The sequence below is a fragment of the Pseudomonas flavocrustae genome (assembly GCF_029872515.1).
GTDB lineage: Bacteria > Pseudomonadota > Gammaproteobacteria > Pseudomonadales > Pseudomonadaceae > Chryseomonas > Chryseomonas aestiva.
In genome coordinates this window covers 419,385-445,881 of sequence record NZ_JAPDIQ010000001.1, presented here as the reverse complement: position 1 = coordinate 445,881, position 26,497 = coordinate 419,385, and the positions used below count along the sequence as shown (strand labels likewise).

Below are 26,497 nucleotides of genomic sequence, written 5' to 3'. Positions count from 1 at the left end.
GACCCAGGGCATTTTCAACGCCGTTCGACCGACGCGTAGCAGCTTTTGAACAGGCTCAGCCGTTGCTGGGGAAGGCAAACTGCGAAGCCTCCTGGGCCTCGCGTTGCGGCCAGCGCTGGGTGATGGTCTTGCGGCGGGTGTAGAAGCGCACACCGTCCGGGCCGTAGGCGTGAAGGTCGCCGAACAGCGATCTCTTCCAGCCGCCGAAGCTGTGGTAGGCCACCGGCACCGGCAGCGGCACGTTGATGCCGACCATGCCCACCTCGATCTGATCGGCGAACAGCCGCGCCGCTTCGCCGTCGCGGGTGAAGATGCAGGTGCCGTTGCCGTACTCGTGGGCATTGATCAGGGCGATGCCCTCTGCCAGGCTCTTGACCCGCACCACGCAGAGCACCGGACCAAAGATCTCTTCCTTGTAGATGCGCATCTCCGGGGTGACCTGATCGAACAGGCAGCCACCGAGGAAGAAGCCCTCTTCATGATCGGCGACCTTGAGACTGCGGCCGTCCACCACCAGCTTGGCGCCCGCCGCCACGCCATCGACGACATAGCCGGTGACCTTGTCCAGGTGCGCGCCGGTAACCAGCGGGCCCATGTCCAGGCCGCACTGGGTGCCCGGGCCGACCTTGAGCTTCTCGATCTCCGGCACGAGCCGGGCGATCAGGGCATCGGCGACCTGGTCACCGACGCAGACCGCCACCGAGATGGCCATGCAGCGCTCGCCGCAGGAGCCATAGGCAGCGCCCATCAGGGCATTGACGGTGTTGCCGAGGTCGGCATCGGGCATGACCACCGCATGGTTCTTGGCGCCGCCCAGGGCCTGGACGCGCTTGCCCTTGGCGGTGCCGCGGGCATAGATGTATTCGGCGATGGGGGTGGAGCCGACAAAGCTCAGCGCCTTGACCTCGGGGGCGTCGATCAGGCCGTCCACGGCTTCCTTGTCCCCATGCACCACGTTCAACACGCCCTTGGGCAGGCCGGCTTCCTCGAACAGCTGGGCGATGGCCAGGGTGGAACTGGGGTCACGCTCGCTGGGCTTGAGGATGAAGGTGTTGCCGCAGGCGATGGCCAGCGGATACATCCACAGCGGCACCATGGCCGGGAAGTTGAAGGGGGTGATGCCGGCCACCACGCCCAGGGGCTGGAAGTCGGACCAGGTGTCGATGCTCGGACCGGCGTTGCGGTTGTATTCGCCCTTGAGCAACTCGGGTGCCGCGGTGGCGTATTCCACGTTCTCGATGCCGCGACGCAATTCGCCGGCGGCGTCTTCCAGGGTCTTGCCGTGTTCTTCGCTGATCAGCTGCACCAGGCGCTCTTCGTTGCTCTCCAGCAGCTGCTTGAAGCGGAACAGCACCTGGGCGCGCTTGGCCGGCGGGGTATTGCGCCAGGCCGGAAAGGCGGCCTGGGCGGCGTCAACGGCCTGCTGCAGGGTGGCCGCATCGGCCAGGGGCACTTCGCGGATGACCGCGCCGGTGGAGGGGTTGTAGATCGGTGCGCGGCGGCTGCCACCGTCGACCAGCTGGCCGCCGATGAGATGCTTGGGACTCATGAAGGGACTCCTTGTACGAGGGATGGGCGCTTCCTCGGGGAAGCGCCGGAAAGAGGGTCAGTCGAGGCGATTGAGGACGTCACCGACCGCGGCGAAGACGCGATCCAGGTCTTCGATCCTGGCATTGAAGGTAGGTCCGAACTGCAGGGTGTCGCCGCCGAAGCGGACGTAGAAGCCGGCCTTCCACAGAGCGATGCCGGCCTCGAACGGGCGGATTACCGCATCGCCGTCACGCGGGGCGAGCTGCAGGGCACCGGCCAGGCCGCAATTGCGGATGTCCACCACATGCTTGGCGCCCTTGAGGCCATGCAGCGAGGCTTCGAACTTGGGTGCCAGCTCGGCGGCCTGCTGCACCAGATTCTCACGTTCCATGAGTTCCAGCGCCGCCAGACCCGCGGCACAGGCCACCGGATGGGCCGAATAGGTGTAGCCATGGGGAAACTCGACCATGTGCTCAGGCGTGGCCTGGTTCATGAAGGTGTCGTAGATGGCGCTGCTGGCGATCACCGCGCCCAGGGGCACGGCGCCGTTGGTGACCTGCTTGGCCACGTTCATGATGTCCGGCGTCACGCCGAAGAATTCGGCGCCGGTATGACGGCCCATGCGGCCAAAGGCGGTGATGACCTCGTCGAAGATCAGCAGGATGTCGTGCTGGGTGCAGATCTCGCGCAGGCGCTGCAGATAGCCCACCGGCGGCACGATCACCCCGGCCGAGCCGGACATGGGCTCGACGATGACGGCCGCGATATTGGACGCATCGTGCAGCTCGATCAGCTTGAGCAGCTCGTTGGCCAGCTCGACGCCGCCGGTCTCGGCCATGCCCTTGGTGAAGGCCATGCCCGGTTGCAGGGTATGGGGCAGATGGTCGACGTCCATGAAGGAGCCATACATCTTCCGGTTGCCGCCGATGCCGCCCAGGCTGGTGCCGGCAATGTTGACGCCGTGGTAGCCGCGGGCCCGGCCGATCAGCTTGGTCTTGGCCGGTTGACCCTTGATGCGCCAGTAGGCCCGCGCCAGCTTGACCGAGGTGTCGGCGCTCTCGGAACCCGAGCCGGTGAAGAAGACATGGTCCAGACCCGCCGGGGTCAGCTCGGCCATCTTTTCGGCCAGCTGGAAGGACCGCGGATGGCCGTACTGGAAGCCCGGCGAATAGTCGAGGGTGCCCAGCTGGCGCGCCACGGCCTCCTGGATCTCCTTGCGCGAGTGACCGGCGCCGCAGGTCCAGAGTCCGGAGAGGCTGTCATAGATGCGCCGCCCCTGGTCGTCGATCAGCCAGCTGCCTTCGGCGGCCACCACGATGCGCGGATCCTTCTGAAAGGCGCGATTGGCGGTAAAGGGCATCCAGTGGGCACGCAGGTTGAGCTGGGCGGCGACAGGTGGCGAAACGGTCAGCGGCTGGTTCATGACGGGGCCTCGGGCGGTGACATTGAGCCTGCAGAGTGCGCCCAGTCTTGCGTGAGTTAAATGGTTTTCTTCTCGCGCCTAAACATCTTATAACTCACCCAATCACCGGTTCTAACTCGCTAAATCAAAAGAGGCTGACGGGGAGAACGACGCCGCTTCCTGCAGTCACGGATGGGCTTAATAGCCTTTCATAGACGCGATTATCCGTGCCAACTCGACACCCAAGAAACATCTTGAAATCAACAAATTTGATTAGTATTCAGTAAATTGCCTGAAACACTTTAAGCTGGCCGCCTGCCACCGTAGTCCCGTGGCGCCGAGGCACCCTCGCCTCACCTCTCTTCCCGGCGCGTAGTCCAGCCGGGCGCGGTAGCCTGTCCGCCGTCTCTGCCGCGTACCCAACTTTCCGCTTTTGCCAACCCGTGCCCCTCTTCCGAGGCAGAGCGCGCGGTTCAGCTATTCCTCAAGGAAACCTCCCCCATGCTGATTCAGCTCAACTGGATCCGCGGCCTGGCGGCCGTTCTCATCGTTTTCCACCACATGACTGTGGGCAGCTACCAGACCACCGAACATCAGCAGATCGCCCTGAATCTGCTGTCGCTGGAAACCACCTGCATCTTCGTCGCGCTCTCGGGCTTCTTCTTTCGCTACAACCTCGGCAAATACAGCTACCAGGTCTATCTGGGCAAGAAGCTGCAGAACGTCATCCTCCCCTATCTGCTGATCTCGATCCCCGCCGTGCTGCTCTATGTCTCCGGACTCAAGCAGGAACACGAGTGGATCGACATGAACGCCTTCCACGACTGGCCCCCCTTCGCCCAGACCGCGCTGCTGCTGGCTACTGGCGCCCACCTGGGTCCGCTGTGGTTCATTCCGGCGCTGACGCTGATCTTCCTGCTGGCGCCGGCCCTGGAGTGGATCGTCAAGCGTGGCCTGCTGCCGGCGGCGACCATGGTCGGCCTGCTGTATTTCCTGGTGTCCGATCGCCCGATCAATGACGCCGATCCGCTGCTGGCGGCCCTGCACTTCCTGCCGATCTACCTCTGCGGCATGCTGGCCTGCGAACAGCGCGAGCGGCTGCAACGGCCCCAGGCGCGTTACTGGCTGCTGGCGGCCCTGCTGCTGCTAAGTGGCGCGGCAGTGCTCGACAGCGCCTTCTACGGGCTACAGAAACTGGCACTGTGCCTGTTGCTGTTCGCCGTTTTCAGCCAGAAGGTCAAGGCGCCGGGATACGCCGAGAGCCGCCTGACCAAGGGCATGGCCCTGCTGGGCGCCTACAGCTTCGCCATCTACTTCCTGCACGGCTATCTCGCCGGCGCCTATCGCGTGCTGGGTCGCCTGCTGGGTGAGCAGAACTTCGCCCAGTACCTGGGCACCCGCCTGTGCCTGACACTGATCACCCTGCTCTGCTGCATCGCCGCGGTCTGGGTGGTCAAGCAGGTCACCCGGCAGCGCAGCCGGGTCCTGATCGGCGCCTGAAACCGGTCGCTGGCGCCGCTCCCGACGGCGCCTTATGCTGTCCCGCATTTGCGGTGGCAGCCATGAAGACGACGCGCAAGGCTCTGCTCGCCCAGGTCGGCGATTTCGAGATCCGCCTGCTGAGACTGTTCAAGACGGTGGTGGAATGCGGCAGCTTCACCGCCGCCGAAGGCCGGCTGGGCATCACCCGCTCGGCCATCAGCCTGCACATGAACGACCTGGAAAAACGCCTGGGCATGCGCCTCTGCCAGCGCGGGCGCGCCGGTTTTTCCCTGACCGACGAAGGCCGCGAGGTGCTCAAGGCCAGCCAGTCGTTGTTCGCCGCCCTGGAAGGCTTTCGCAGCGAGGTCAACCAGCTGCACCAGCACCTGCGTGGCGAGCTGAACCTGGGCATCATCAACAACCTGGTGACCCAGCCGCGCATGCGCATCACCCATGCCCTGGCCGCGCTCAAGCGCGCCGCGCCGGGGGTGGTGGTCAACATCGGCATGACCCTGCCCGGCGAGATCGAGACCGGCGTGCTCGACGGCCACCTGCACCTGGGCGTGCTGCCGCTGATCAATGCCCTGGCCGGGCTCGACTACCTGCCGCTCTACGAAGAGCGCGCCCTGCTCTATTGCAGCCGCAGCCATCCGCTGTTCGCGGTGGCCGACGCGGCGCTGGACGACGCCCTCCTGGCCGCTCAGGACGCCGTCGGCCCCAATCACCTCCTCAACCAGGACGGCCACGAACGCCATGCCGCGCTGAACTGCACGGCACGCGCCTCGGATCGCGAAGGCGTGGCCTTTCTCATCCTCACCGGCTGCTACATCGGCTACCTGCCCGACCACGTCGCGCAGCCTTGGGTGGCCCAGGGCCAGTTGCGCGCCCTCGATCCCGAGCGCTTTCACTTCGACACCACCCTGGCCGCCGTCACCCGCAAGGGCCGGCGACCGAATCTGGTGCTGGAGCGCTTTCTCGAAGCCCTGGCCGAGACCGTCTAGTTGGCGCTGCGGGTCGGGCGCACGACGATCTCGTTGACGTCCACGTCGTCCGGCTGCTCGATGGCATAGCGTACCGCGCGGCCGATGGCGTCGGGTTGCAGGGCAATGGCGCGATAGTCGTCCATCATCGCCCGCGCTGCGGGATCGGTGATGGTGCCAGCCAGTTCGCTTTCCACCACACCCGGATGGATGCAGGTGACCCGCAGATCGTCGCGCTCCTGACGCAGTCCCTCGGAGATCGCCCGTACCGCGTGCTTGGTGGCGCAATAGACCGCCGCCGTGGGCACCACCGACAGCGCGCCGATGGAGCCCAGGTTGATGATGTGTCCGGCGCCACGGGCGGTGAATTCCGGCAGCACCGCGGCGATGCCGTTGAGCACGCCCTTGATGTTGACGTCGACCATCTGCATCCATTCTGCGGTCTTGAGGGAGGCCATGGGCGACAGCGGCATGATCCCGGCGTTGTTGACGATGACGTCCACCCGCCCCCAGCGCTCGCGAGCCGCCTGGGCGAAGGCGGTCACCTCGGCGCTGTCGGTGACGTCCAGCCGGCGGCAGGCGGCCTCGCCACCCGCGGCGTTGATCTCGGCCGCCAGGGCCTCCAGCCGCTCGCTGCGGCGCGCGCCGAGCAGCAGCTTGCAGCCGGCCGCGCCCAGTTCGCGCGCGATGCCCGCGCCTATGCCACTGGACGCGCCTGTGATGAGTACGACCTTGTCGATAGCCATGAAGTGTTCCTCTCGAAATGGGGTGGTTTGCCAGGACGGCCTGCTGGCCGGCTGCGTGCCCTTCCGGCACTGCGCCCTTCCAGGCTTGCCACCACCTTAGCGAAGGCTCATTGTCGTGATAATTCCCCCGCTCCTGACTGCCATGGTTAGCCAGACTCACCAATGCACACCGATCTGAATCTGCTCAAGGTCTTCGTCGTGGTGGCCACGGCGGAGAATTTCCGCGTGGCGGCGGATCGCCTGGGCGTCAGCCGCTCCGCGGTGAGCCAGGCCATCCGCCGTCTGGAAGACGAACTGGGCAGTTCGCTGGTGCAGCGCACCACCCGCAGCGTGCGCCTGACCGAGGCTGGCGAACGCCTGCAGCGGCAGATTGCCGGGCCCCTGGCCGGTCTGCTGGGCGCCCTGGAAGACGCCAGTCACGCCGGCCCGCCGCGCGGATTGTTACGGGTCGCGGTCACCTCCATCGCCGAGCGCTTTCTCGATGGGCCGCTGCTGGCCAGCTTCGTCGAGGCCTATCCGGAGGTGACCCTGGACGTCACCGTCACCGACGAGGAATTCGATATCGTCGCGCGTGGTTTCGATGCCGGCGTACGGCTGGGCGAGGTGATCGAGCAGGACATGATCGCCATTCCGGTGACCGGACCGCAGCGCGAAGTGGCCGTGGCGACCCCGGGCTATTTCGCCCGTCATGGGCGACCCCGGCACCCACGCGAACTGGCGGACCACCGCTGCATCGGCTGGCGCCCGGCCCCGGAGGTGGCGCCCTGGCGCTGGGAATTCAGCGAGAACGGTCGCGCCTTCGATGTGGCCGTCGCGCCGCTCATCACCACCAACGACATGTTGCTGATGGTACGCACCGCCCTGGCCGGAGGCGGCATCACCTTTGGCATGGAGGACACCTTCCGCCCCTATCTGGCGCGGGGTGAACTGGAGCGCGTGCTGGAAGACTATCTGCCGCCCTTTCCCGGCTTCTACCTCTACTATCCGAACCGCCACAACCTGGCGCCCAAGCTGCGGGCGCTGGTGGAGCATGTGCGGGGGTATCGGGAGGAGAAGGCGGGGTAGCGCGGGTTGGGGCGGCCCTCACCCCGGCCCTCTCCCGGAGGGAGAGGGAGCGCCCGCCTGACCCCGCGTAGGGTGGAAAACGGCGCAGCCTTTTCCACCTGGTGCGAAGGCAGGCCCTGTTGGGCTTGGGCGGTGGAACCGCCTCAAACCAACCTAGGCATCCTGTAGGTTGGGCTGAGGGCAAGCGAAGCCAACATCGACCGACCGATATCAGCTTTCCAGAATCCACCGATCGATGGCCTGGGCCAGGCCATCTTCCTGGTTACTGGCCGTTACCCGGTCAGCCGCTTCCCGTACCCCTGCGCTGGCCTGGCCCATGGCGATGGCCAGGCCAGCCTGGCGGAACATGGGCACGTCATTGCTGCCATCGCCAATAGCCGCCGTGCGCGCCACCGGTACGCCCGCGGCCTGGGCCAGTTCGATCAGGGCATCGCCCTTGTTGGCCTTGGGATGGGTGATGTCGAGATAATAGAGCTGGGAGCGCAGCACCGTGGCGCCCTCCCCCAGCCGCTCGCCCAACTCGCCTTCCAGGGCTTCGAGGCCGGCATGATCGCTACCGGCGGCGACGATCTTGTCGACCCGATCCAGATAGGGTTCGAAGGATTTCACCACAGTCGGCCCATATCCCAGCGCCCGAGTTTCACGCGGAACGTAGGCACCCTGTCCATCGCGCGTCAGCCAGAGGTCATCGGCGAACAGCCAGACCTCGAAGGTTTCATTGTCCAGCCGCTCCAGCACCTGGCGCGTCACCGGCTCCGCCAGGCGATGGGCGCGGATCAGGGTACCGTCCGCCTCCACCAGATTGCCGCCGTTGAAACCGGCCACCGCCTGATGAATGCCCAGTTGCCGTACCAGCGGCAACAGCGCCCGCGGTGGGCGGCTGCTGACCAGGGTAATGGCCTTGCCGGCCGCCTGCAGCCGCTTGACGGCGGCGATCACCGCCTCGCTCAGGCTCTTGTCGTCGCGCACCAGGGTGCCGTCGATATCCGACACCAGCAGGTCGATGGGGATCAGGTCAGCGGATGCCATGAGCGGCCGTCCTTCTGCAGGAGTTCATCGGCACCGGCGGGACCGGCACTGCCCGCGGCGTAGCTTTCCACCGCGCCGCCCTGCTGCCAAGCGTCGAGGATGGGTTGCACGGCGCGCCAGCCGTTCTCGATGTTGTCGGCGCGCTGGAACAGGGTCTGGTCGCCGATCAGGGAATCGTAGATCAGGGTTTCATAGCCGGTGGACGGCTGCATCTCGAAGAAGTCGCTGTAGGCGAAGCCCATGCGGATGTTCTCCAGCTCCACCAGGGGCCCCGGGCGCTTGGCGTGGAAGTCGAACCACATGCCTTCGTCGGGCTGGATCTGGATGATCAGGTAATTGGGCCGCATCCGGTCGATCTTGGTATCGCGGAATTGTGCATAGGGCGCGTGCTTGAAGCAGATGGCGATCTCGGTATCGCGCGCGGTCAGGCGCTTGCCGGTGCGCAGGTAGAAGGGCACACCCGCCCAGCGCCAGTTGTCTACGAACAGCTTGAGTGCCACATAGGTCTCGGTCTGGCTTTGCGGATCGACCCGCTCTTCCTCGCGATAGCCTTTGACGGGCTTGTCGTTCATCGTCCCGGCGGCATACTGGCCACGGACCGAGTTGGCCAGGGCCTCTTCGGTGGTCTGGGGGCGGATGGCGCCGACCACCTTGGCCTTCTCGTCACGCACTGAGGTGGCATTGAAGGACGCCGGCGGCTCCATGGCGACCATGGCCAGCAGCTGGAACAGGTGGTTGGGCACCATGTCCCTCAGGGTGCCGGTCTTCTCGTAGAAATCGCCGCGCGACTCCACGCCGACGGTCTCGGCCGCCGTGATCTGCACATGGTCGATGTAGTGGTTGTTCCAGAACGACTCGAACAGCGCATTGGAGAACCGGCTGACCAGGATGTTCTGCACCGTCTCCTTGCCCAGGTAGTGGTCGATCCGATAGATCTGCTTTTCGTCCATGTTCGCCAGCAGGCGCTGGTTGAGCGCCTGGGCACTGGCCAGGTCGGCGCCGAAGGGCTTTTCCACCACCAGTCGGCGATAGGCGTCTTCGCGTTCTTCCAGCAGGCCTGTCTTGCCCAGGCGCTCGGCGACGTCGCCAAAGAAGCGGGCGGCGGTGGCCAGGTAGAAGACCGCGTTGTCGGTGTCGGCCTGGGCGATGCGCTCGCCCACCGCCTGATAGGTGGCATCTTCGAGGAAGTCACCCTGCAGATAGCGGATGCGCCCGCGCAACTGGCCCCAGAGATCGGCATCCAGCGCCTCGTCCCGGGACTTGCCCTTGGCTTCGGCCTGGTCGCGGATGAAGGCTTCCAGCCGGTCGGCGAAACCTTCGTCGGTGTTGGGATTGTGATCGACGCCGATGATCTGGGTGCGGTCGTCGAGCAGGCCGTCACGCAGCAGGTTGTACAGCGAGGGGATCAGCAGTCGCTTGACCAGATCGCCATTGGCGCCGAACAGAAAGAGCGTGGCGGGCGGCGCGGTGGGCGCCTTGGTACAGGAGCGGCGCTCCTGGGCGGCGGTGCTGGGGGTAACGGCAGGAGAATCGGTCATGACAGGGCCTTATCCACGAGGGCGGCTGATGCCGTCCCCCGGGACGCGGCCCGTGGCCGCTCCACAGGGGAACGGCCGGGGTTTTATTGCGGGATTTCGACGTGGCCGCCAAAGCCGAAGCGCATGGCCGACAGCAGCTTGTCGGCGTAGGTGGCTTGCTGGCGGGAACGGAAGCGCGCATAGAGGGCAGCGGACAGGACGTTGACCGGCACCGCCTCCTCGATGGCCGCCTCGATGGTCCAGCGGCCTTCGCCGCTGTCGGCCACCGAACCGGAGAACTTCTCCAGCTCGACGTCGCCGGCCAGGGCCTGGGCGGTCAGGTCCAGCAGCCAGGAGGACACCACGCTGCCACGGCGCCAGACTTCGGCGATGTCGGCCAGGTCCAGCTCGAAACGCTCGTCTTCCGGCAGCTTGTCGCTGTTCTTCATCTTGAGGATGTCGAAGCCCTCGGCGTAGGCCTGCATCAGGCCGTACTCGATGCCGTTGTGTACCATCTTGACGAAGTGACCCGAACCGGCCGGACCGGTGAAGATGAAGCCGCGCTCGGCACGCTCGTCCGGGGCGTTGCGGCCACGGGTCCGTTCGATGCTGCCGTAGCCGGGAGCCAGGGCCTCGAAGATGGGCTCCAGGCGCTCCACAGCCGCGGACTTGCCGCCGATCATCATGCAGTAGCCGCGCTCCAGGCCCCAGACGCCACCAGAGGTACCGACGTCGACATAGTCGATGCCCTTCTCGGCCAGGGTCTTGGCGCGACGGATGTCGTCCTTGTAGTAGGTGTTGCCGCCATCGATGATGACGTCACCGGGAGCCAGGCGGTCGGCCAGCTCGGCGATGGTCTGTTCGGTCGGCGCGCCCGCCGGCAGCATGACCCAGATGGCCCGCGGCTGTGCCAGGGCGGCGATGACGCCATCCAAGCTATCGGCGGTGATGGCGCCTTCCTTGCCGAGGCCGGCCACGGTTTCGGCACTGCGGTCATAGACCGCGACTTCATGCCCATGCTTCATCAAACGCCGTGCGATGTTGCCGCCCATGCGGCCCAGTCCGATGATTCCCAATTGCATGCTGATGACTCCTTGAGGTCAGGCGACCGCCGCCTCGACCAGTTCGACGATTTGTTGCAGGCCGGCGTCGATGTCGCCGCCCTTGATATGCACGCGCAGATAGCGCCGTCCCCGTTCGGCCAGTACCTCGAGGTCGCCTTTGGCCTGGGCGGCCTCGACGACACCAAAGCTCAGACTCCGCCCTGGAATCTGCAGGTCGTTCTGGGCATCGGCGGTAATCTGAATGAACACACCCGAGTTGGGACCGCCCTTGTAGGCCTGTCCGGTGGAGTGCAGGAAACGGGGGCCGAAGCCGCCGACGGTCGCTACGCGCTTGCTGTCGCGAATGCTATCACGCATGGCGCCCAAGGCCTCCTCGTGCACGGCATTGCGCTCGAGATAGGCCAGCACGGCGAGATAGTCGCCGGGCTGCAGGCGTGCCAGGTGCGCCTTGATCGCCGCGCGGGCGGTGTCCTGCCCCTGCAGGTCGGCATCGCCGAACAGTGTCAGCGTGCCCTCCTCCAGCAGCGGCTCATCACCGGCCAGACGACCCTCGCGCTCGTAGCCATCGGTAAGGGCACGGGTCTTGATCTTGCTGGCTTCCACATCCGGCTGGTCGAAGGGATTGATACCGATAACGGCACCTGCCACTTCGGTGGCCACCTCCCAGCGGAAGAATTCCTGGCCGATCAATTCGGCGCGCGCCAGACGGATGTCCACCACCGGATGCCCGGCGGCGGCCAGGGCCTGCAGGCGACTGTCGCGCTCGGCGTCTTCCTCGCCGGCCAGCACCAAGCTGACGAACACCCGGTCCCTGCCGTAGACGCCTGGCTCGCCGAGGGGCTCCAGGTCCACCGGGATGATGCCCTTGCCCTGCTTGCCGGTGCTCTCGGCGAGCAGCTGCTCCAGCCAGGCGCCCAGACTGGCGACACCCGGTGAAGCGATCAGAGTGACCTTGTCGCGTCCGGCACGCACCGCCTCGCCCAGGACCACGCCCAGGCGAATGCCGGGATTGATGGCAGGGGGCGCACTGGGGCTGCAGGCCAGTACCATGGGCTGGGTCACCTGGAAGAAGTCGGCTACCGAGTGGCCAAGCAGCGCCAGGGGCACCATGCCGAACACCGACAGCACCGAGTAGCGCCCGCCGATATGGGGATCGCCCTGGAAGATGGCGCGGTAGCCTTCGGCCGTGGCACTGGCTTCGAGTTTGGACCCCGGATCGGTGATGGCGACGAAGCGCCGCCGCACCTCTTCCGCCCCCAGCGCCTGCTCGACGGCCTTGTGGAAGTAGGCCCGCAGGATTTCCGGCTCCAGGGTCGAGCCGGATTTGCTCGATACCAGGAACAGCGTCTTGCGCAGGTCCAACTGTTCTTCCAACGCGGCGATTTGCGCCGGGTCGGTGGAATCCAGCACCTTGAGGGTGAGTCCGCCCGTGGCGGTACCCAGGGTATTGGCCAGCACTTCCGGGCCCAGGCTCGAACCACCCATGCCCAGTAGCACCACGGTATCCAGGCCTTCCTTGCGAACGGCCTCGGTCAAGACCCCGAGGGCAACCGGATCGGCCTGACGCCCCTGGGCCGCGGCCAGCCAGCCGACCCACTGGTCTTCGTCACGACCGGTCCAGAGCGAGGCGTCGCCCTGCCAGAGCCGGCGCGACCAGCCTTCACGCCGCGCCTCGTCCAGGCGGGCCTCGACGGCTTCATTCAGATCGTCTGGCAGTCGATAGTCCGCGGCATTCAGACGCTCGCCAAGAAATTCGAGGCGCTTCTGCCCAACCGCGCCCAACAGGACATCGGCGGCATCTTCGAATTGCCGGGCGCCATCCTTGACCAGCCGCTTGGCCACGCCATCGAGATCCAGCCCGAAACGGACCGTCGCATCCACCACCCGCTGCGCAGCGTCGATAGCGGTGCTCAGCATGGGGGCTGCCGTGCCATGGTCGCGGAAGGCGTCCATGGTCTTGGGCGGCATGGTGTTGACGGTGTCCGGGCCGATCAGTTGATCGACATACAGGGTATCGGGATAGGCGGGATCCTTGGACCCGGTGGAGGCCCACAGCAGACGCTGCGGATGAGCGCCCTTAACTGCCAGCACCTTCCAGCGTGGCGACTGGATGAGACGCAGGTAATCCTGATAGGCCAGCTTGGCGTTGGCGATGGCGACCTTGCCGCGCAGCTCGGTCAGTTCGCCGTCGTTACCCTTGCGCTCGTCGATCAGCTTGTCCAGCACGCCGTCGACCCGGCTGATGAAGAAGCTGGCGACACTGGCGAGCCGACTGATGTCCTTGCCCTGATGCAGCCGGGCTTCCAGACCCGCGATATAGGCCTCCGCCACGGCCATGTAGGCATTGCGATCGAACAGCAGGGTCACGTTGACGTTGATCCCCTCCTCGATCAGCTTGCGGATGGCCACCGCCCCTTCGGGCGTGCCGGGCACCTTGACCATGAGGTTGGGCCGATTCACCGCCTGCCAGAGGCGGCGCGCCTCGTCCAGGGTGGCACGGGTATCCAGCGCCAGATAGGGCGAAACTTCCAGGCTCACATAACCATCGCGTCCTTCAAGCCGGTCATAGACCGGCCGCAGGATGTCGGCCGCCTGCTGGATGTCCTCGATGGCCAGATGCTCGTAGACATCCACCGGCTCGGCATCGGCCCGTTCCAGGAAGGCCTTGAGGCTGGCATCGTAGTCGCTGCCGTGGCCCATGGCCTTCTCGAAGATCGAGGGGTTGGAGGTAACGCCCGTCAGGCCGTCACGCTCGATCAGCTTTTGCAGCTCACCCTTGGCGAGGAACTCGCGGCTGACGAAGTCGAGCCAGACCGCCTGGCCCTGCTCCGTCAGCTGTTTGAGTGGATTGCTCATGTGGCGCTCCCTTTGCGTTGCGCCTGCTCCTTGGCCAGCTTGACCACATTTTCCACGGTGTAGCCGTATTTCGCCTGCAGCTTGCCGATGGGCGCGGAGGCACCAAAGGTGCTCATGGTCACCGAGGCACCCTTGCGACCGATATAGCGCTCCCAACCCATTGGACCGGCCTGCTCGATGGCAACGCGGCCCAGGACCTCGTCCGGCAGCACCGACTGCTTGTAGGCCTCGTCCTGCTCCTCGAACAGCTCCCAGCAGGGCATGGAGACGACTCGTGCCTTCACCCCTTCGCCCTGGAGCTGCTCATAGGCCTGCATCGCCAGGCCCAGCTCGCTGCCGGTGGCCATGAGGATCACCTGGGGCTTGCCGCCTTCGGCATCGGCCACCACATAGGCACCCTGGGCGACGCCCTCGGCGCTGGCGTACTTGGCGCGATCCAGGGTCGGCAGCGGTTGCCGCGACAGCACCATGCAGGAGGGTCGATTGGTCTGCTGCAGCGCGATCTTCCAGGCCTGCACCGTTTCATTGGCATCGCCCGGACGCAGGGTCAGCAGACCCGGGGTGGCGCGCAGCTGCGCCAGGTGCTCGATGGGCTGGTGGGTCGGGCCATCTTCGCCGACGCCGATGGAGTCGTGGGTGAAGACGAATACCACCGGCAATTCCATGATGGACGCCAGGCGGATCGGCGGCTTCATGTAGTCGCTGAACACCAGGAAGGTGGCAGTGAAGCTGCGCAGGTAGCAGAGCGCCATGCCGTTGGCGATGGAGCCCATGGCGTGCTCGCGGATGCCGAAGTGCATGTTGCGCCCCGACGGCTCACGGGCGGAGAAGCTGCCCGCGCCATCGAACTTGAGATTGGTCTTGGTGGACGGCGCCAGATCCGCCGCCCCGCCCACCAACCAGGGAATGTTCTGGGCAAAGGCATTGAGCGCCTTGCCACCGGACTCGCGGGACGCCACACCCTTGGCATCGGTATCGAAGCTGGGCAGCTTGGCGTCCCACCCTTCCGGCATCTCACCGGCCCGCATGCGCTGGAGTTCATCGGCGCGGGTCGGATCGTCCTGACGCAGGCGATCGAAGGCACGGTTCCAGTCTTCGTAAAGACCGCTGGCACGCTCCAGCAGGGCGTCGCGTAGGTGGTGACGGGCGTCGTCGGGCACCAGGAAGTCAGCATCCTCGGGCCAGCCATAGGCCTTCTTCGCCAGCTTGATCTCGTCCGCACCCAGGGGCTCGCCGTGGGCTGCCGCGGTGTTCTGCTTGTTGGGTGCGCCGTAGCCGATGAGGCTGTCGACCACGATCAGGGTCGGTTTGCCGGTGTTGCCCTTGAAGCGATGCAGGGCAGCGGCCAGGGCTTCGGCGTCATTAGCATCCTTGACGTGCAGGGTATGCCAGCCATAGCCGCGGAAGCGCTCGGCCACGTCCTCGCTAAAAGCTAGCTCGGTGTGGCCTTCGATGCTGATGGTGTTGTTATCGTAAATCCAGCAGAGGTTGTCCAGCCCCAGGTGGCCGGCCATGGAGGCCGCCTCGCCGGTGACGCCTTCCATCATGTCGCCATCGCCGCAGAGCACATAGACGTCATAGTCGAACAAGGTCACGCCCGGCTGGTTGAAACGGGCGGCCAGCCACTTCTGCGCCAGCGCCATGCCGACGCTGTTGCCGCAGCCCTGCCCCAGCGGACCGGTGGTGGTCTCGATGCCGGTGGTCATGCGGTACTCGGGATGACCCGGGGTCTTGGAATCCAGCTGGCGGAATTGCTTGATGTCGTCGAGGCTGACCGCTTCCTTGCCGGTGGCGGTGCCGTGCTCGTCGATTTCCTTGACGCCCGCCAGGTGCAGCAGCGAATAGAGCAGCATGGAGGCATGGCCGACCGACAGCACGAAGCGGTCGCGGTTGGGCCAGTCCGGATGCTCGGGGTGATAGCGGAGGAAGCGGCTCCACAGCGTGTGGCCGACCGGGGCCAGGGCCATCGGCGTACCGGGGTGGCCGGAGTTGGCCTTCTGCACCGCGTCCATGGACAGGGTCCGGATGGTATTGATGACAAGCTGGTCGGCGTTGGAGCTGGAAGGTGCGGTGGAACCCATGGCAAGCGTCCTCGTGCTGGCAGGCGCGCCACCCGCGGCGAAAACGGCAAACACCGTCCGTGAAACCGTTTTCAGCAAAGGCAGCGCCTAGGAGAAGAGAGCAAAGCGGCCGGACGAGGTCCGGGAGGGCGGGGGGCATGCATCCTCTGCGACCCCACGCCGCAGTCGCGATCCTTTCTCTAGAACAGCACGCCAGAGGGTTGGTTCCGCACGGGTAGATAGCCGGCTATCGACTTGCGCGCTCAGTATCCGGCGGCGAGGGCCAACTCGACGTCCAGGCCGGCGTCGCGCATCTGCGCCAACTTGTACCTGAGGGTACGGGCACTGATACCGAGGCGCTCGGCGGTCTCCTTGCGCCGACCACGCTCGGCCCTGAGGGTATCGAGGATCACCTGGAATTCCCGATCGCGCAGATCGGCGTCCAGTGGCCGTACGTCATCACCCGTGCCTGTCGCTGGCACAGGCGCGGCGGCAGGCGTCAGGGATACCCCGGTCGCCAACCAGTGCAGCCCGAAGTCCTCGGCCTGGATCTGCTGACCCGGTTGCAGGATCAACGCCCGCTGCACGGCGTTGTCCAGTTCGCGCACGTTGCCCGGCCAGGGGTGCTCGGCCAGGGCCTGGCGCGCGGCAGGGCTCAGGACCGGTATCGGACGATTCATCCGTGCGGCCTGGACCGCCAGCAGTCGTTCGGCCAGGGGCACGATATCGGCCGGTCGCTCGCGCAATGGCAGCCAAGCCAGCGGAAACACCGACAGGCGATAGAAGAGGTCTTCGCGGAAGCGCCCGGCGGCCACCTCCTCCGCCAGCTTGCGGCTGCTGGTGGCTACCACGCGGATGTCCAGCGCCAGTGGCTTGCGCGCCCCAACCCGCTCCACCTCCCGCTCCTGCAAGACGCGTAACAGCTTGGCCTGCAGGCCCTGCGGCATCTCGGAGATCTCGTCCAGCAGCAGGGTACCGCCCTGGGCCAGTTCGAACTTGCCGGGCTGGGCGGCGATGGCCCCGGTGAAGGCGCCCTTCTCATGCCCGAAGAGGATGGCCTCGAGCAGGTGATCGGGAATGGCCGCGCAATTGACCGCCACAAAGGGGCCATCCGCCCGCGCCGATTGATCGTGGATAAAGCGCGCCAGCACCTCCTTGCCGGTACCGGACTCACCGGTGATGAGCACCGTGGCCTCGCTCCGGGCCACCCGGCTGGCCAGCTCCAACAGTTGCCGACTCTGGGGATCGGCCGCCACCGGCTGACGACCACCGGGCGCCCGCCGTCCCTGGGGGCAGCAGCGCGCCAGGGTCTCCAGCAACAGGCGCGGTTCGAAGGGCTTTACCAGATAATCCGCCGCCCCACCGCGCATGGCCTCGACGGCGCGCTCGATGCTGCCGAACGCGGTCATCAGCAGTACCGGTAGCGCCGGATCGCGCAGTCGGATACTGGCCAGCAATTGATGCCCGTCGATACCTGGCATGTTGACGTCGCTGATCACCAAGCCAAAGGACTCCTCGGCCAGCGCCAGCAGCGCCGCCTCGCCGCTGTCGACGGCGCGATAGCGATAGCCGCCAAGTTCCAGGGTGTCGGCCAGGGCTTCGCGCAGGGCACGGTCGTCTTCCACCAGCAGGATGGGCAGGGTCATGCCGGGGTCTCCTCGCTCGCCAGCAGCGGCAGGATGAAGGTCACCAGCGTGCCGCGCCCCACCCGGGAGCGCACGTTCAGCCGCCCGCCATGGGCCTTGGCCATCGCCAGGGCGACCGGCAGGCCGAGACCGGTGCCGGTGGTCTTGGTGCTGAGAAAGGGTTCGCCCAGCCGTTGCCGGACCGCCTGCGGAATGCCGGGACCGCTGTCACTGATCGCCAGGCGCAGCTCCCCGTCACGACGATGGAGATGCACCTTGAGTCGTCCCGGGCGGCCACTGCCGGCCATGGCCTGCAAGGCGTTGTGAATGAGGTTCAAGGCGGCGCCCACCAGCATGTCGCGGTTGCAGGCGAGCAGCCCAGCCTGGACATCGAGTTGCCAGCGCACCGGGCAGTCGCCGAGATGCGGGTTAGCGGCCTCGCGCAGGGCAGTGAACAAAGCGGCCGGCGTCAGCCGATCCGCCAGCGGCAATTCGCCCCGGGCGAACACCAGCATGTCGCGGACCTGGTTTTCCAGTTCGTGCAGCCGTTCCTTGAGACGGCCGGCGAAACGCTGCTGTTGCGCCAGCGCCAGCCCGCCCTCCTCCAGATGGCTGGCATAGAGCAGCGCCGCGGTCAGCGGGGTCCGTATCTGATGCGCCAGCGAGGCCATGGTTCGCCCCAGCGCTGAAAGCCGCTCGTGCCGCGCCAGTTCGCCTTGCAGATGGCGGGTTTCGGTAAGGTCGTTGAGCAGCACCAGTTGCCCCGGTTCGCCATCCAGGGAGCGGGTAGCGATGGACAGGCGTCGGCCGTTGCGCAGGGATACCTCGTGGCCGTCGTCATGACGCGGCGCAAAGGCCCTCGCGATCACAGTTCGCCACAGCTCGCCGGCCAAGGGTTTGCCGAGCAGCGCCTCCGCCACCGGGTTGGCGTCGCGCACGCGTCCGGCACCATCCACCACCACGATGCCGGCGGGCAGCACATCGAGCAGATTCTGCAGCCGGCTGGCCAGGCGTTCCTTTTCCGCTAGCTCCTGCAGGCGCTGGGCAGACACCCACTCCAGTTCGCCCTGCAGCGAAATCATCCGGGCTTCGAGCAACTGGAAGGATTCGCTCAGCTGGCGCGACATCTGCCCCAGGGCTTCACGGGCTTGCGCGGAGGCGGAAGCCTCCACGGCAGCGTCTATGGAGACAGAGGAAGAAAGGGCTTGCGCAGGCATCGGCTAGGACTCGCGACGGACAATTGACATCATCCAGGCCGGAGCAAGACCCATGCCGGCCTGGCGAAGGCGCCTTAGCGTGGAAAACGGCATGGCCTTTTCCACTTTTGGAGCGCCACATAGGCAGAAGTAGATGAGGGAGGTCCGGCAGGGAGCTACCAGGCACACGTTGGACCGGAAGCCTTCTACAGTCGAAGCCCAACACAGGAGGTCGGCGCTGGAAAAGTTGGGCTTGGCTTCGCTGCGCTCAGCTTTACCTACCAGCCTTGAGTTTGGCTAAAGCGTCGTACTGTTAGTTAGCGAAGCCGCATGGCCCTTCGCGCCGAGCTCAGCTGGCGCAAGACTTGCTTTGGATCACACTCCAGACCGAAGGCGACATTTTTCTGCCGATCATTAATCTACCTGCACACCAGAGGCTACGCTGATGTCCACTCACTTTTCTTGCGTAGGATGCGGCAAATGCTGCACATCGCACCATATCCCGCTAACGTTGAGCGAGGCGATCCGCTGGGTTCAGCAGCAGGGTGAGTTGCTCGTCCTGGTCGAAGCGTTTCTTGAGGACGGTCAAGGGATCTCGCCGGTGCAGCGCGAGCATGCTGAGCAGCGCTCTCTGCCGGTGTGGTGCGGGGAGACGCGCGCCTATGTCGCTATCACCTTCGCCGCCTATAATCCAGGGCGTTGCATGCGACTAGATGCAGACAACCGCTGCTCGATTTATGACGAGCGACCCCTGGTCTGCCGTATCTATCCAATGGAGATTAATCCGCATCTTCCCTTGAGGCCTCATATGAAAGATTGTCCGCCGCATGCCTGGGAACAGGGGCCGACGTTGATTCATGGTGGGCGTTTGCAGGACGTGGAGCTGATTACGCTCATCGAGCGGTCACGACAGGCTGATCAGGATGAAATAAGTCAGAAGGCGGCGATTTGCGCCGCCTTAGGCATTCGCACATCGGCACTCAAAGGCGATGGCTTCACCGCCTACCGACCTTACGGTCCAGATTTTTTGGCAGCGACCGAGCAGGTGATGACCAACCCACCGATGGATGCGGCCACGGACTGGACGCTTCATGTATCGCACCGCGAATTAGCGGAGCAGCTCAAGGCGACCGGCGCGCTGATCGCTTCGGCCTTGACGCAAACGGACTATGGATTCATCGCTTTGAGCGCAGCATGAGACTAAGCCTCGCCGGCTCCGGAGTAGGCAGAACCGTAATTCTGAACTGGCTCTTGTCAAGCTGGGTAACGACGCCCCGTCAAGTCGATGCTTGACTCAAAGAACCTAAGCTTTTTTCGAAAAGTCGGTGTGCCAGTAGCAGTCCATACAGGCCAGAATGACCATTGCCTTGAAGCTGCTAGCTGGCTTCTCGAACCGAGTGGAGAGGCAGCGTTTTTCCGTTGGCTGGCTGAGTAGGCGTTCGACCGCATTGCGCTGGTGGTACATGAATTGATTGAAACAAGGCTTACGACGCCTCTTGCGTTGGGCAACGACAGATTAATACCCACGCAGTCCCAATGATGCCAAAGCGCTTCGCTATCATATCCCGCGTTGACCAAGACACGTCGGCAGCATTCGCATGGTCCATCTTTGGTACCTCGCCACCGCACATTTTCGAGCAGGGAAAGAAGCGCGCTGCGAGTCGGCCTGCTGCCCGAGCAAAACCTTGAGGTCAGCGGATACCTCTGGACTTATCAGAGCAGATGGAGCGGTACCTAGTCCGCCACAGTTACTGCCTAGCGCATGATCTAGCGGTTCGTCTGGGTAGGCTTTTTCTGCCTAACATGAGGGCTCGTGAGGTACGGGGATTGTACTGGCATCGATCATTTAGATGTCCAGGTCTACATAACAATCCTGACGCAGCTTCAGATGCAGCGGGCGCCAGAAGGGACTCGAAGGTACCGTCATCGCACTTGTTGGCAGCCCTGGCAGACCATTTTTCAGGACCATAGTGATTGCGTAGGTCACGCCATTTTGCGACCGAGCGTAGGATCCAGAGGATGCCATTGAGCATTTGCCGATCATCACGACGTGGGCGTCCCATCCTTCGGGCGGGGAAACGATCTCCTCGCTCAACGCCAGCACTCATTCAAAAGGCCGTAACGCTAGCTGGTGTTATTGCTTGCCTCTGCTGCAATCACAGACTTAGCCTACCTAATACGAATTTTCAGGCGAACCTTAGATCTCTTCTTCAAACTCGTCGTCGCGGCGCCCCATGCCGTACTTGCGCATCTTCTCGACCAGCGTGGTGCGACGGATGCGCAGCCGCTCAGCGGCACGCGCCACTACGCCACCGGCATCATCCAGCGCCTGCTGGATGAAGCTCTTTTCCAGATTTGCCAGGTAGTCCTTGAGATCCAGGCCTTCACTGGGCAACAGCGCCGAGGAAGACACCTCGAGCGTCCCAATGCCGGCCATGGCTTCGCGTTCCTGCAGTTCCTCGCGCAGGGATTCCACCATGGGATCGGCTTCGTCTTCCACGTAGCGGAACTTGAGCGGCAATTCGGCCACGCCGATGACGCCATAGGGATGCATGATCGCCATGCGTTCCACCAGGTTGGCCAGTTCGCGGACGTTGCCCGGCCACTCGTGGCGGCACAGCGACATGATCGCCGCCGAGTTGAAGCGGATGGAACCACGCTTCTCGTGCTCCATCCGGGCGATCAGTTCGTTGATCAGCAGCGGGATGTCTTCGCCCCGCTCGCGCAGCGGCGCCATGTCGATTGGAAAGACGTTGAGGCGGTAGTAGAGATCCTCGCGGAAGGTGCCCGCAGCGATCATCTGCTCGAGGTTCTTGTGGGTCGCGGCGATGATGCGCACGTCCACGCTCTGGGTCTTGTTGCTGCCCACCCGCTCGTAGGTCCGCTCCTGCAGTACCCGCAGCAGCTTGACCTGCATGGGCAGCGGCATGTCGCCGATCTCGTCGAGGAACAGGGTGCCGGTGTTGGCCAGTTCGAAACGCCCGGCGCGACTGGTGATGGCACCGGTAAAGGCGCCCTTCTCGTGGCCGAACAACTCGCTCTCCAGCAACTCCGCCGGGATGGCACCGCAATTGACCGGTACGAAGGGCGCTTCGCGCCGCTTGGAGTGGAAGTGCAGGTTACGCGCCACCACCTCCTTGCCGGTACCCGATTCGCCGAGGATGAGCACCGTGGCCTCGGTATCGGCCACCTGCTGCATCATCTTGCGCACCCCTTGAATGGCGCGGCTGGTACCCACCAGGCTGCGGAACAACTCGGGCTCGCGCTGACGCCCGCGATCCCGGGCCTGGTCGTACATCTCGCGATAGACCTGGGCGCGGTGCAGGGAGTCCAGCAGCTTGTTGTAGGCCAGCGGATACTGGAGAGAAACCAGCACGCGGCGGCGAACGTCATCTGGCCACTCCGGCTGCGCTGATTCGCCCAGCAGCAGCAGCGGGACCATCTCGTCCCAGGCGACGACCTGCTTGAGCAGCTCGACGCTGTTGCCGCGGCTGTCGACGCGGCCGACCAGCACACAGCTGACCTGGCGACTGCTGTCGAGCGCTTCGAGGGAGGGTTGCCAATCGGAACTGGTACAGGCGAGGTGATCTTCGCCGAGAAAATCGAGAATGACCGATACCGCCTTGCGCCGCTCGGCTTCATCGTCGATCAGAAGGATCTTGGTTTCACGCCACATGTCCCTGCCCCAATTCGGCTTGTCGGTTCGCTACGCGCAGGTGTCGCCTGCATCCAAGTGCCAACTGGTCGGCATCTTGCGCAAGTTAAGACAAATTGTGATGCGGGGTCAATTTTATGGCGGCGAAATATTCAAACTTTGAATTACTGTCCAACAGATGACAGTCAACCGAACAGCTGATAGACCTTGGCGGCCTTGTCGGCGCGTTGCGCCTGCGTCAGCTCGACCGCGATGGCAGAACGTTCGGCCGTGGTGGCGGCGATCAAGGCCTTGTAAGTCTTGAGAAGATTTTGCAAGGCGAACGTCAGCTCGGTCTCACCACCCGGCGCTTCCTGCATGGCGACATCGACCGCCAGGCGGCAATCCAGATCAAGACGGCCGATGGCCTCCCAGTCCTGTTCGACGAGGGCCTGCTCCAGCTGACCGCGAAGCTGATTGATACGAACAACGATGGTAGCCATGGCTCTCACCCTCCCGGTCAGGCAGCGGTTATGCCATCCCAACCTTCTTTGATATTACGCAGCAGCTGGGCAACCTCGTCCAGGATGCGAGCATTGTTGGTACGGTTGGCCTCGGCCAAGCGGGTAGCCATGTAACCGTACAGGGCGTCGAGGCGATACGCCAGTTCGCCCGCATCGAAGTTCAAGGCATCACGAAGGCCGGCGATGATGGCCAGGGCCTTGCCGATCAACTGGCCTTTCAAAAGGTACCTCTGGTTTTGCATGGCGCCCTTGGCCTGGGCGATGCGGCTCAAACCACCCTCCAGCAACATCTGGATCAGGCGATGCGGTGAAGCCTCGAAGACCCCGGATTGAACACCAATATTCTGATATTGGCGCAGCGCTGCAGATTGTGCGTACATGACTTGGCTACCTTGGATTCAACAGATGATGCTGTGTTGGATATCCAAGCTATCGGCTCGCGCCCTGCAATCTTTAGCCTTAATAAACAGCTAGGATCAACTTGAAGACGAGTTCTTGTTCAGCACGTTCAGGGTAGTCAGCACACTACTGCTGGTGCTGTTCAGCTTGGCGACCAGGCTATCCATCGCATTGTATTTCGCGGTGAGGATATCGGTAAGCTTGGCCTGACGCGCGGTGAGCGTGGTCTGCTGCGTCTTGAGATCCGTCAGGTTGGTCTGGATCGTCGACTTCTCTTGAGCGATCAGCCCCGTACCACTCTGGGTATAGGTATTGACCAGCTTGTTCATGTTGTTCAGCAGCCCCGACTTAGCCGAGAAGAAGTTCTGCACATCGCTGGCGTTAGTCGCGAGGGCCGTGGACAGGGCTGAAGAGTTCAGCGTCAGGTTTCCCGAGTTAGTCATGGAAATCCCAAGCTGTGTAAGGTTCTTTAGATTGCCGCTGCCGGCGGACGTACCGAAAACCGTACTCTGCAGGCTGCGCATGAGTGTGCGGGTCATGGCGTCACTAGTCAGGGCCCCGGAGCTCGTGCTGGAAGCGCCGTCTTCTCCGGTCGTGGTACTGACCTTGGTAAGGGTACCGATGGTATTAACCAGCGTATTGTAGGCGTCAACGAACGTCTGGATGTTGGTCTGCAACCCAGAGGTATTTGCTCCCACGGTAACGTCGGTCTTTCCTGGCGCCGCCAGCGTAAAGGTCACTCCGGTGACGGCGGTATCCAGGGTATTGCTGGAGCTAGTCATGCTCAAACCGTCTAGGGTGTACTTGGCGTCGGTACCCTGCACCAGATAACCGCCGCCCGACGTCGAATAGGCCTTAGTGCCATCGATAGCTAAAGACGCCAGAGAGCTGCTACCGGTGGTGGACACGCCGATCGTAGAGTTGGCGCCCGTAGTGGTGGAGCTCAGGACTAACCGTGATCCCGTGGAGTCGGTGACGACGTTCGCCGAGATGCCCGAGGTGGCGCTCTGCTTGTTGATGCTGTCGCGGATGTTGGACAGACTGGCACCGTCACTCACGCTGATATTGTAGCTCTTGCCATTCTGGCTCAGCGTCAGGCTGCCTGAGCCGAAGGTGGTCCCGGACGAGATGTACTGGGTGCCGACCTTCGACGCGGTCGCAAGATTTGATACATCCAACGCATAGGTACCCGCTACCGCGGTGGCATCCACCGTTGCCGTCGCCGTTGCGGGGGTACTGGAAGTCGTGGTCAATCCGGCAAAGGAAGTCGTGGTATTCAGGTTGGCCACGGCCAACTGGAAATCGTTCAACGCCGAGGTCAGGGTACCTACTGCAGTCAGGCGATTCTGCGCCGAATTTTGCAGGGTCGTGATCTGTTGTTGCTTGCCAGCAGTTTGCGCGTTGACCAGCACCTCGACGATCGAACCGATGTTGATCCCGGAACCGAGACCGGTGGATGACTTGATCGCCCCGGAAGTGGCGGAGGCACTGGACGCAGAATTGCTCGTCGTCGAGCTAGTCGAACTGCTTGAAGTGGTCGAACTAGTCGAAGAAGTTGACGAGATAGTGGTCATGATCTGTCCTCAAAACATTGACGGTCCAGCTGCTGTAGCATCACTAAAGCAAAAGACACACCAACTAGGCTTTCTCGCTGAGCAGGTGACGGGACTCCTTGAAGTCCGCAGCCAACTTGACCACGACCTCCGACGGGATCTGCCGGATCAACTCGCCATTGGCGCTGTTCACCACCTTGACCACGGTAACGCCGGAATCCTGATCTAAGGAAAACTCAAGGTTGCGATGCAAGTCTTGGGCGCTGGAACTTAAATCCTTAACGGCCTTTTCCAGCTCTTCCCGACTAGGCGATACAGGGGCGGTCTTGGCCTGGTCGGCCGGTGTCGCTCCGTTACCGCTGGCGTTGGCCGTAGCAGAAGGGGCGCCAACGACGTTGCCTGATGGCGTCCCTGCCGCGCTGGTCGTCGTGGCAGTTCCCGTAACGACCGAATTCACGTTGATGCTCATGGTGCAACCCTCCCAAAAAACCTAACAACGCGGAAAGGGCGCCGCAGCGCCCTCCCCTTTCCCTGATAAGAATTACTGGAGCAGTTTCAGTACGGAGGCGGGCTGCTGGTTGGCCTGGGCCAGTACCGAGGTCGCTGCCGACTGCAGGGTCTGCTGCTTGGTCATCTCGGCGGTCTCCGCCGCGAAGTCCGCATCCTGGATGGTACTGCGGGCTGCCGTGGCGTTTTCCGAGATGTTCTGCAGGTTGGAGATGGTGGAGTCCAGACGGTTCTGCACGGCACCGAGCGTGGAACGCTGGGTATCGATCTGCTTCAGGGCGCCGTCGATGACTTGCATGGCGCTCTGGGCGTTGGCCGCCGTGGTGATGTCCAGCGACTGGACGCTGCCGGTGGTGGTAACCGAGGCATAGGAACCACTGGATACGCCGGTGGCGCCACCGGTACCCGCGCCGATGTCGATGGTCTTGGCGGAGCTGAGGTTGATGGTCGAGCTACCCGAGCTGGCCGCAGTAGCCGAGACACCACTGATGTTGTTGTTGATGGAGCTGACGATGTCGTTGAAGCTGGCGCCGGAGGCGTAGGTCACGGTCTGGCCGGCGATGCTCAGGGTACCGCTGGAGCTGGTGGTGCCGCCCGAAGCCGAGACGCCCAGGCTGCTCAGGTCCAGGCCGCCGGTGGCTACCGACGAGGAGCCGGACAGGCTGCTGGCGCTCATGTTGCTCAGGGTGAAGCTGACGGTCTGGTTGGCGTTGGCGCCGACCTGGAAGGTCAGGGTGCCGTTGGTGCCGGCGGTACCGTCCAGCAGGTTGATGCCGCTGCTGCCGCCACCGTAGGTGGTGGTGCTGGAGATACGGGTCAGTTCCGAGGTCAGCGACTCGAATTCCTGGTTCAGCGAGGTACGGTCTTCGGTGCTGTTGCTGCCGCTGGAGGACTGGACGGCGAGGACACGCATACGCTGCAGGATGTTGGTGGATTCCTGCAGGGCGCCTTCGGCGGTCTGGGCGATGGCGTTGGCATCGTTGGCGTTGGAGACGGCTTGGTCCAGACCCTTGACCTGGCTGGTCAGGCGGTTGGAGATCTGCAGGCCGGCGGCATCGTCCTTGGCGCTGTTGATCTTCAGGCCGGTGGACAGACGGGTCATGGCGGTGGTCAGGTTGCCCGATGCGTTGTTCAGGTTCTTCTGAACGGTCAAGGAAGCGATGTTGGTATTGACGGTCATCATGATGGAGAACCTCGTGGATTAGGATACTGCTTTAGCTCCCGGCCAAGGGGACCGCCCGATGTGACCTGGAGAACCTTCGATATGGTTATCGTCTTGCCTGGAGATTTCTTTAGGTTTTTTTGGAAAAACCTTGACTCTGGACGAG

The 26,497-nt window shown here is 64.0% G+C and carries 20 protein-coding genes and 1 pseudogene; 4 read left to right on the top strand and 17 right to left on the bottom strand.

Annotated features, from left to right (window positions below; genetic code table 11):
• Window positions 1-55 precede the first annotated feature (55 nt).
• Both OMP44_RS02070 and aptA read right to left on the bottom strand, forming a co-directional pair.
• The gene (locus tag OMP44_RS02070; RefSeq protein ID WP_280306213.1) at window positions 56-1,549 is read right to left on the bottom strand and encodes a CoA-acylating methylmalonate-semialdehyde dehydrogenase; all 1,494 of its coding nucleotides are present in this window, start codon (window positions 1,547-1,549) and stop codon (window positions 56-58) included.
• Between the two features lie 57 nt (window positions 1,550-1,606).
• Window positions 1,607-2,953, bottom strand: a complete 1,347-nt coding sequence (gene aptA, locus OMP44_RS02065; RefSeq protein ID WP_280306211.1) for an omega-aminotransferase AptA — start codon at window positions 2,951-2,953, stop codon at window positions 1,607-1,609.
• Between the two features lie 480 nt (window positions 2,954-3,433).
• Here aptA and OMP44_RS02060 point away from each other — a divergent pair, with 480 nt between their 5' ends.
• Window positions 3,434-4,432, top strand: a complete 999-nt coding sequence (locus OMP44_RS02060) for an acyltransferase family protein (RefSeq protein WP_133862424.1) — start codon at window positions 3,434-3,436, stop codon at window positions 4,430-4,432.
• Between the two features lie 62 nt (window positions 4,433-4,494).
• A complete protein-coding gene (locus OMP44_RS02055) occupies window positions 4,495-5,415 on the top strand; it encodes a LysR family transcriptional regulator (RefSeq protein ID WP_280306210.1) in 921 nt (306 codons plus the stop codon).
• On the opposite strand, the gene OMP44_RS02050 is transcribed toward OMP44_RS02055, so the two are convergent.
• Window positions 5,412-6,140 (bottom strand): SDR family oxidoreductase, encoded by a 729-nt coding sequence (locus OMP44_RS02050; RefSeq protein ID WP_280306208.1) that lies wholly within the window; start codon window positions 6,138-6,140, stop codon window positions 5,412-5,414. The genes OMP44_RS02055 and OMP44_RS02050 overlap by 4 nt on opposite strands.
• A gap of 162 nt (window positions 6,141-6,302) precedes the next feature.
• Between OMP44_RS02050 and OMP44_RS02045 the strand changes: the two genes are divergently transcribed.
• Window positions 6,303-7,205 (top strand): LysR family transcriptional regulator, encoded by a 903-nt coding sequence (locus OMP44_RS02045; protein ID WP_280306207.1) that lies wholly within the window; start codon window positions 6,303-6,305, stop codon window positions 7,203-7,205.
• 210 nt (window positions 7,206-7,415) lie between these two features.
• Here the strand turns inward: OMP44_RS02045 and OMP44_RS02040 are convergent, their stop codons facing one another.
• The 7 genes from OMP44_RS02040 to OMP44_RS02010 form a co-directional block, all read right to left on the bottom strand.
• Entirely contained in the window at window positions 7,416-8,234 is an 819-nt protein-coding gene (locus OMP44_RS02040) for an HAD family hydrolase (protein WP_280306205.1), read from the bottom strand.
• The gene (gene zwf, locus OMP44_RS02035; RefSeq protein ID WP_280306204.1) at window positions 8,216-9,772 is read right to left on the bottom strand and encodes a glucose-6-phosphate dehydrogenase; all 1,557 of its coding nucleotides are present in this window, start codon (window positions 9,770-9,772) and stop codon (window positions 8,216-8,218) included. The genes OMP44_RS02040 and zwf overlap by 19 nt, the downstream gene beginning before the upstream one ends.
• Before the next feature lie 83 nt (window positions 9,773-9,855).
• A complete protein-coding gene (gnd, locus tag OMP44_RS02030) occupies window positions 9,856-10,833 on the bottom strand; it encodes a phosphogluconate dehydrogenase (NAD(+)-dependent, decarboxylating) (RefSeq protein ID WP_133862430.1) in 978 nt (325 codons plus the stop codon).
• A gap of 18 nt (window positions 10,834-10,851) precedes the next feature.
• Window positions 10,852-13,671, bottom strand: coding sequence for a bifunctional transaldolase/phosoglucose isomerase (locus OMP44_RS02025; RefSeq protein WP_280306201.1), 2,820 nt, complete (start codon window positions 13,669-13,671; stop codon window positions 10,852-10,854).
• Entirely contained in the window at window positions 13,668-15,752 is a 2,085-nt protein-coding gene (gene tkt / locus OMP44_RS02020) for a transketolase (RefSeq protein ID WP_280306200.1), read from the bottom strand. Before tkt ends, OMP44_RS02025 begins: the two co-directional genes overlap by 4 nt.
• A gap of 242 nt (window positions 15,753-15,994) precedes the next feature.
• Window positions 15,995-17,377: a sigma-54-dependent transcriptional regulator gene (locus OMP44_RS02015; RefSeq protein WP_280306197.1), complete on the bottom strand. Its 1,383-nt coding sequence runs from the start codon at window positions 17,375-17,377 to the stop codon at window positions 15,995-15,997.
• Window positions 17,374-18,573 carry a sensor histidine kinase gene (locus OMP44_RS02010; RefSeq protein ID WP_280306196.1) on the bottom strand — a complete coding sequence of 400 codons (1,200 nt, stop codon included), beginning with the start codon at window positions 18,571-18,573 and terminating at the stop codon, window positions 17,374-17,376. The genes OMP44_RS02015 and OMP44_RS02010 overlap by 4 nt, the downstream gene beginning before the upstream one ends.
• Window positions 18,574-18,997: 424 nt before the next feature.
• Between OMP44_RS02010 and OMP44_RS02005 the strand changes: the two genes are divergently transcribed.
• The gene (locus tag OMP44_RS02005) at window positions 18,998-19,750 is read left to right on the top strand and encodes a YkgJ family cysteine cluster protein (RefSeq protein WP_280306194.1); all 753 of its coding nucleotides are present in this window, start codon (window positions 18,998-19,000) and stop codon (window positions 19,748-19,750) included.
• A gap of 550 nt (window positions 19,751-20,300) precedes the next feature.
• On the opposite strand, the pseudogene OMP44_RS24835 reads toward OMP44_RS02005, so the two are convergent.
• The 7 genes and pseudogenes from OMP44_RS24835 to OMP44_RS01970 form a co-directional block, all read right to left on the bottom strand.
• Window positions 20,301-20,612, bottom strand: a pseudogene (locus OMP44_RS24835) (transposase); the annotation flags it as partial.
• Between the two features lie 137 nt (window positions 20,613-20,749).
• Window positions 20,750-22,228: a sigma-54 dependent transcriptional regulator gene (locus OMP44_RS01995; protein WP_280306192.1), complete on the bottom strand. Its 1,479-nt coding sequence runs from the start codon at window positions 22,226-22,228 to the stop codon at window positions 20,750-20,752.
• Window positions 22,229-22,392: 164 nt separating this feature from the next.
• On the bottom strand, window positions 22,393-22,689 hold the full coding sequence (locus tag OMP44_RS01990; protein WP_208692043.1) for a flagellar protein FliT: 297 nt from the start codon (window positions 22,687-22,689) through the stop codon (window positions 22,393-22,395).
• A gap of 17 nt (window positions 22,690-22,706) precedes the next feature.
• Window positions 22,707-23,090 carry a flagellar export chaperone FliS gene (gene fliS / locus OMP44_RS01985; protein WP_280306190.1) on the bottom strand — a complete coding sequence of 128 codons (384 nt, stop codon included), beginning with the start codon at window positions 23,088-23,090 and terminating at the stop codon, window positions 22,707-22,709.
• A gap of 96 nt (window positions 23,091-23,186) precedes the next feature.
• Entirely contained in the window at window positions 23,187-24,683 is a 1,497-nt protein-coding gene (fliD, locus tag OMP44_RS01980; RefSeq protein WP_280306188.1) for a flagellar filament capping protein FliD, read from the bottom strand.
• Between the two features lie 64 nt (window positions 24,684-24,747).
• Entirely contained in the window at window positions 24,748-25,131 is a 384-nt protein-coding gene (locus tag OMP44_RS01975; RefSeq protein WP_208692045.1) for a flagellar protein FlaG, read from the bottom strand.
• 72 nt (window positions 25,132-25,203) lie between these two features.
• On the bottom strand, window positions 25,204-26,355 hold the full coding sequence (locus OMP44_RS01970; protein WP_145008926.1) for a flagellin N-terminal helical domain-containing protein: 1,152 nt from the start codon (window positions 26,353-26,355) through the stop codon (window positions 25,204-25,206).
• Window positions 26,356-26,497 lie beyond the last annotated feature (142 nt).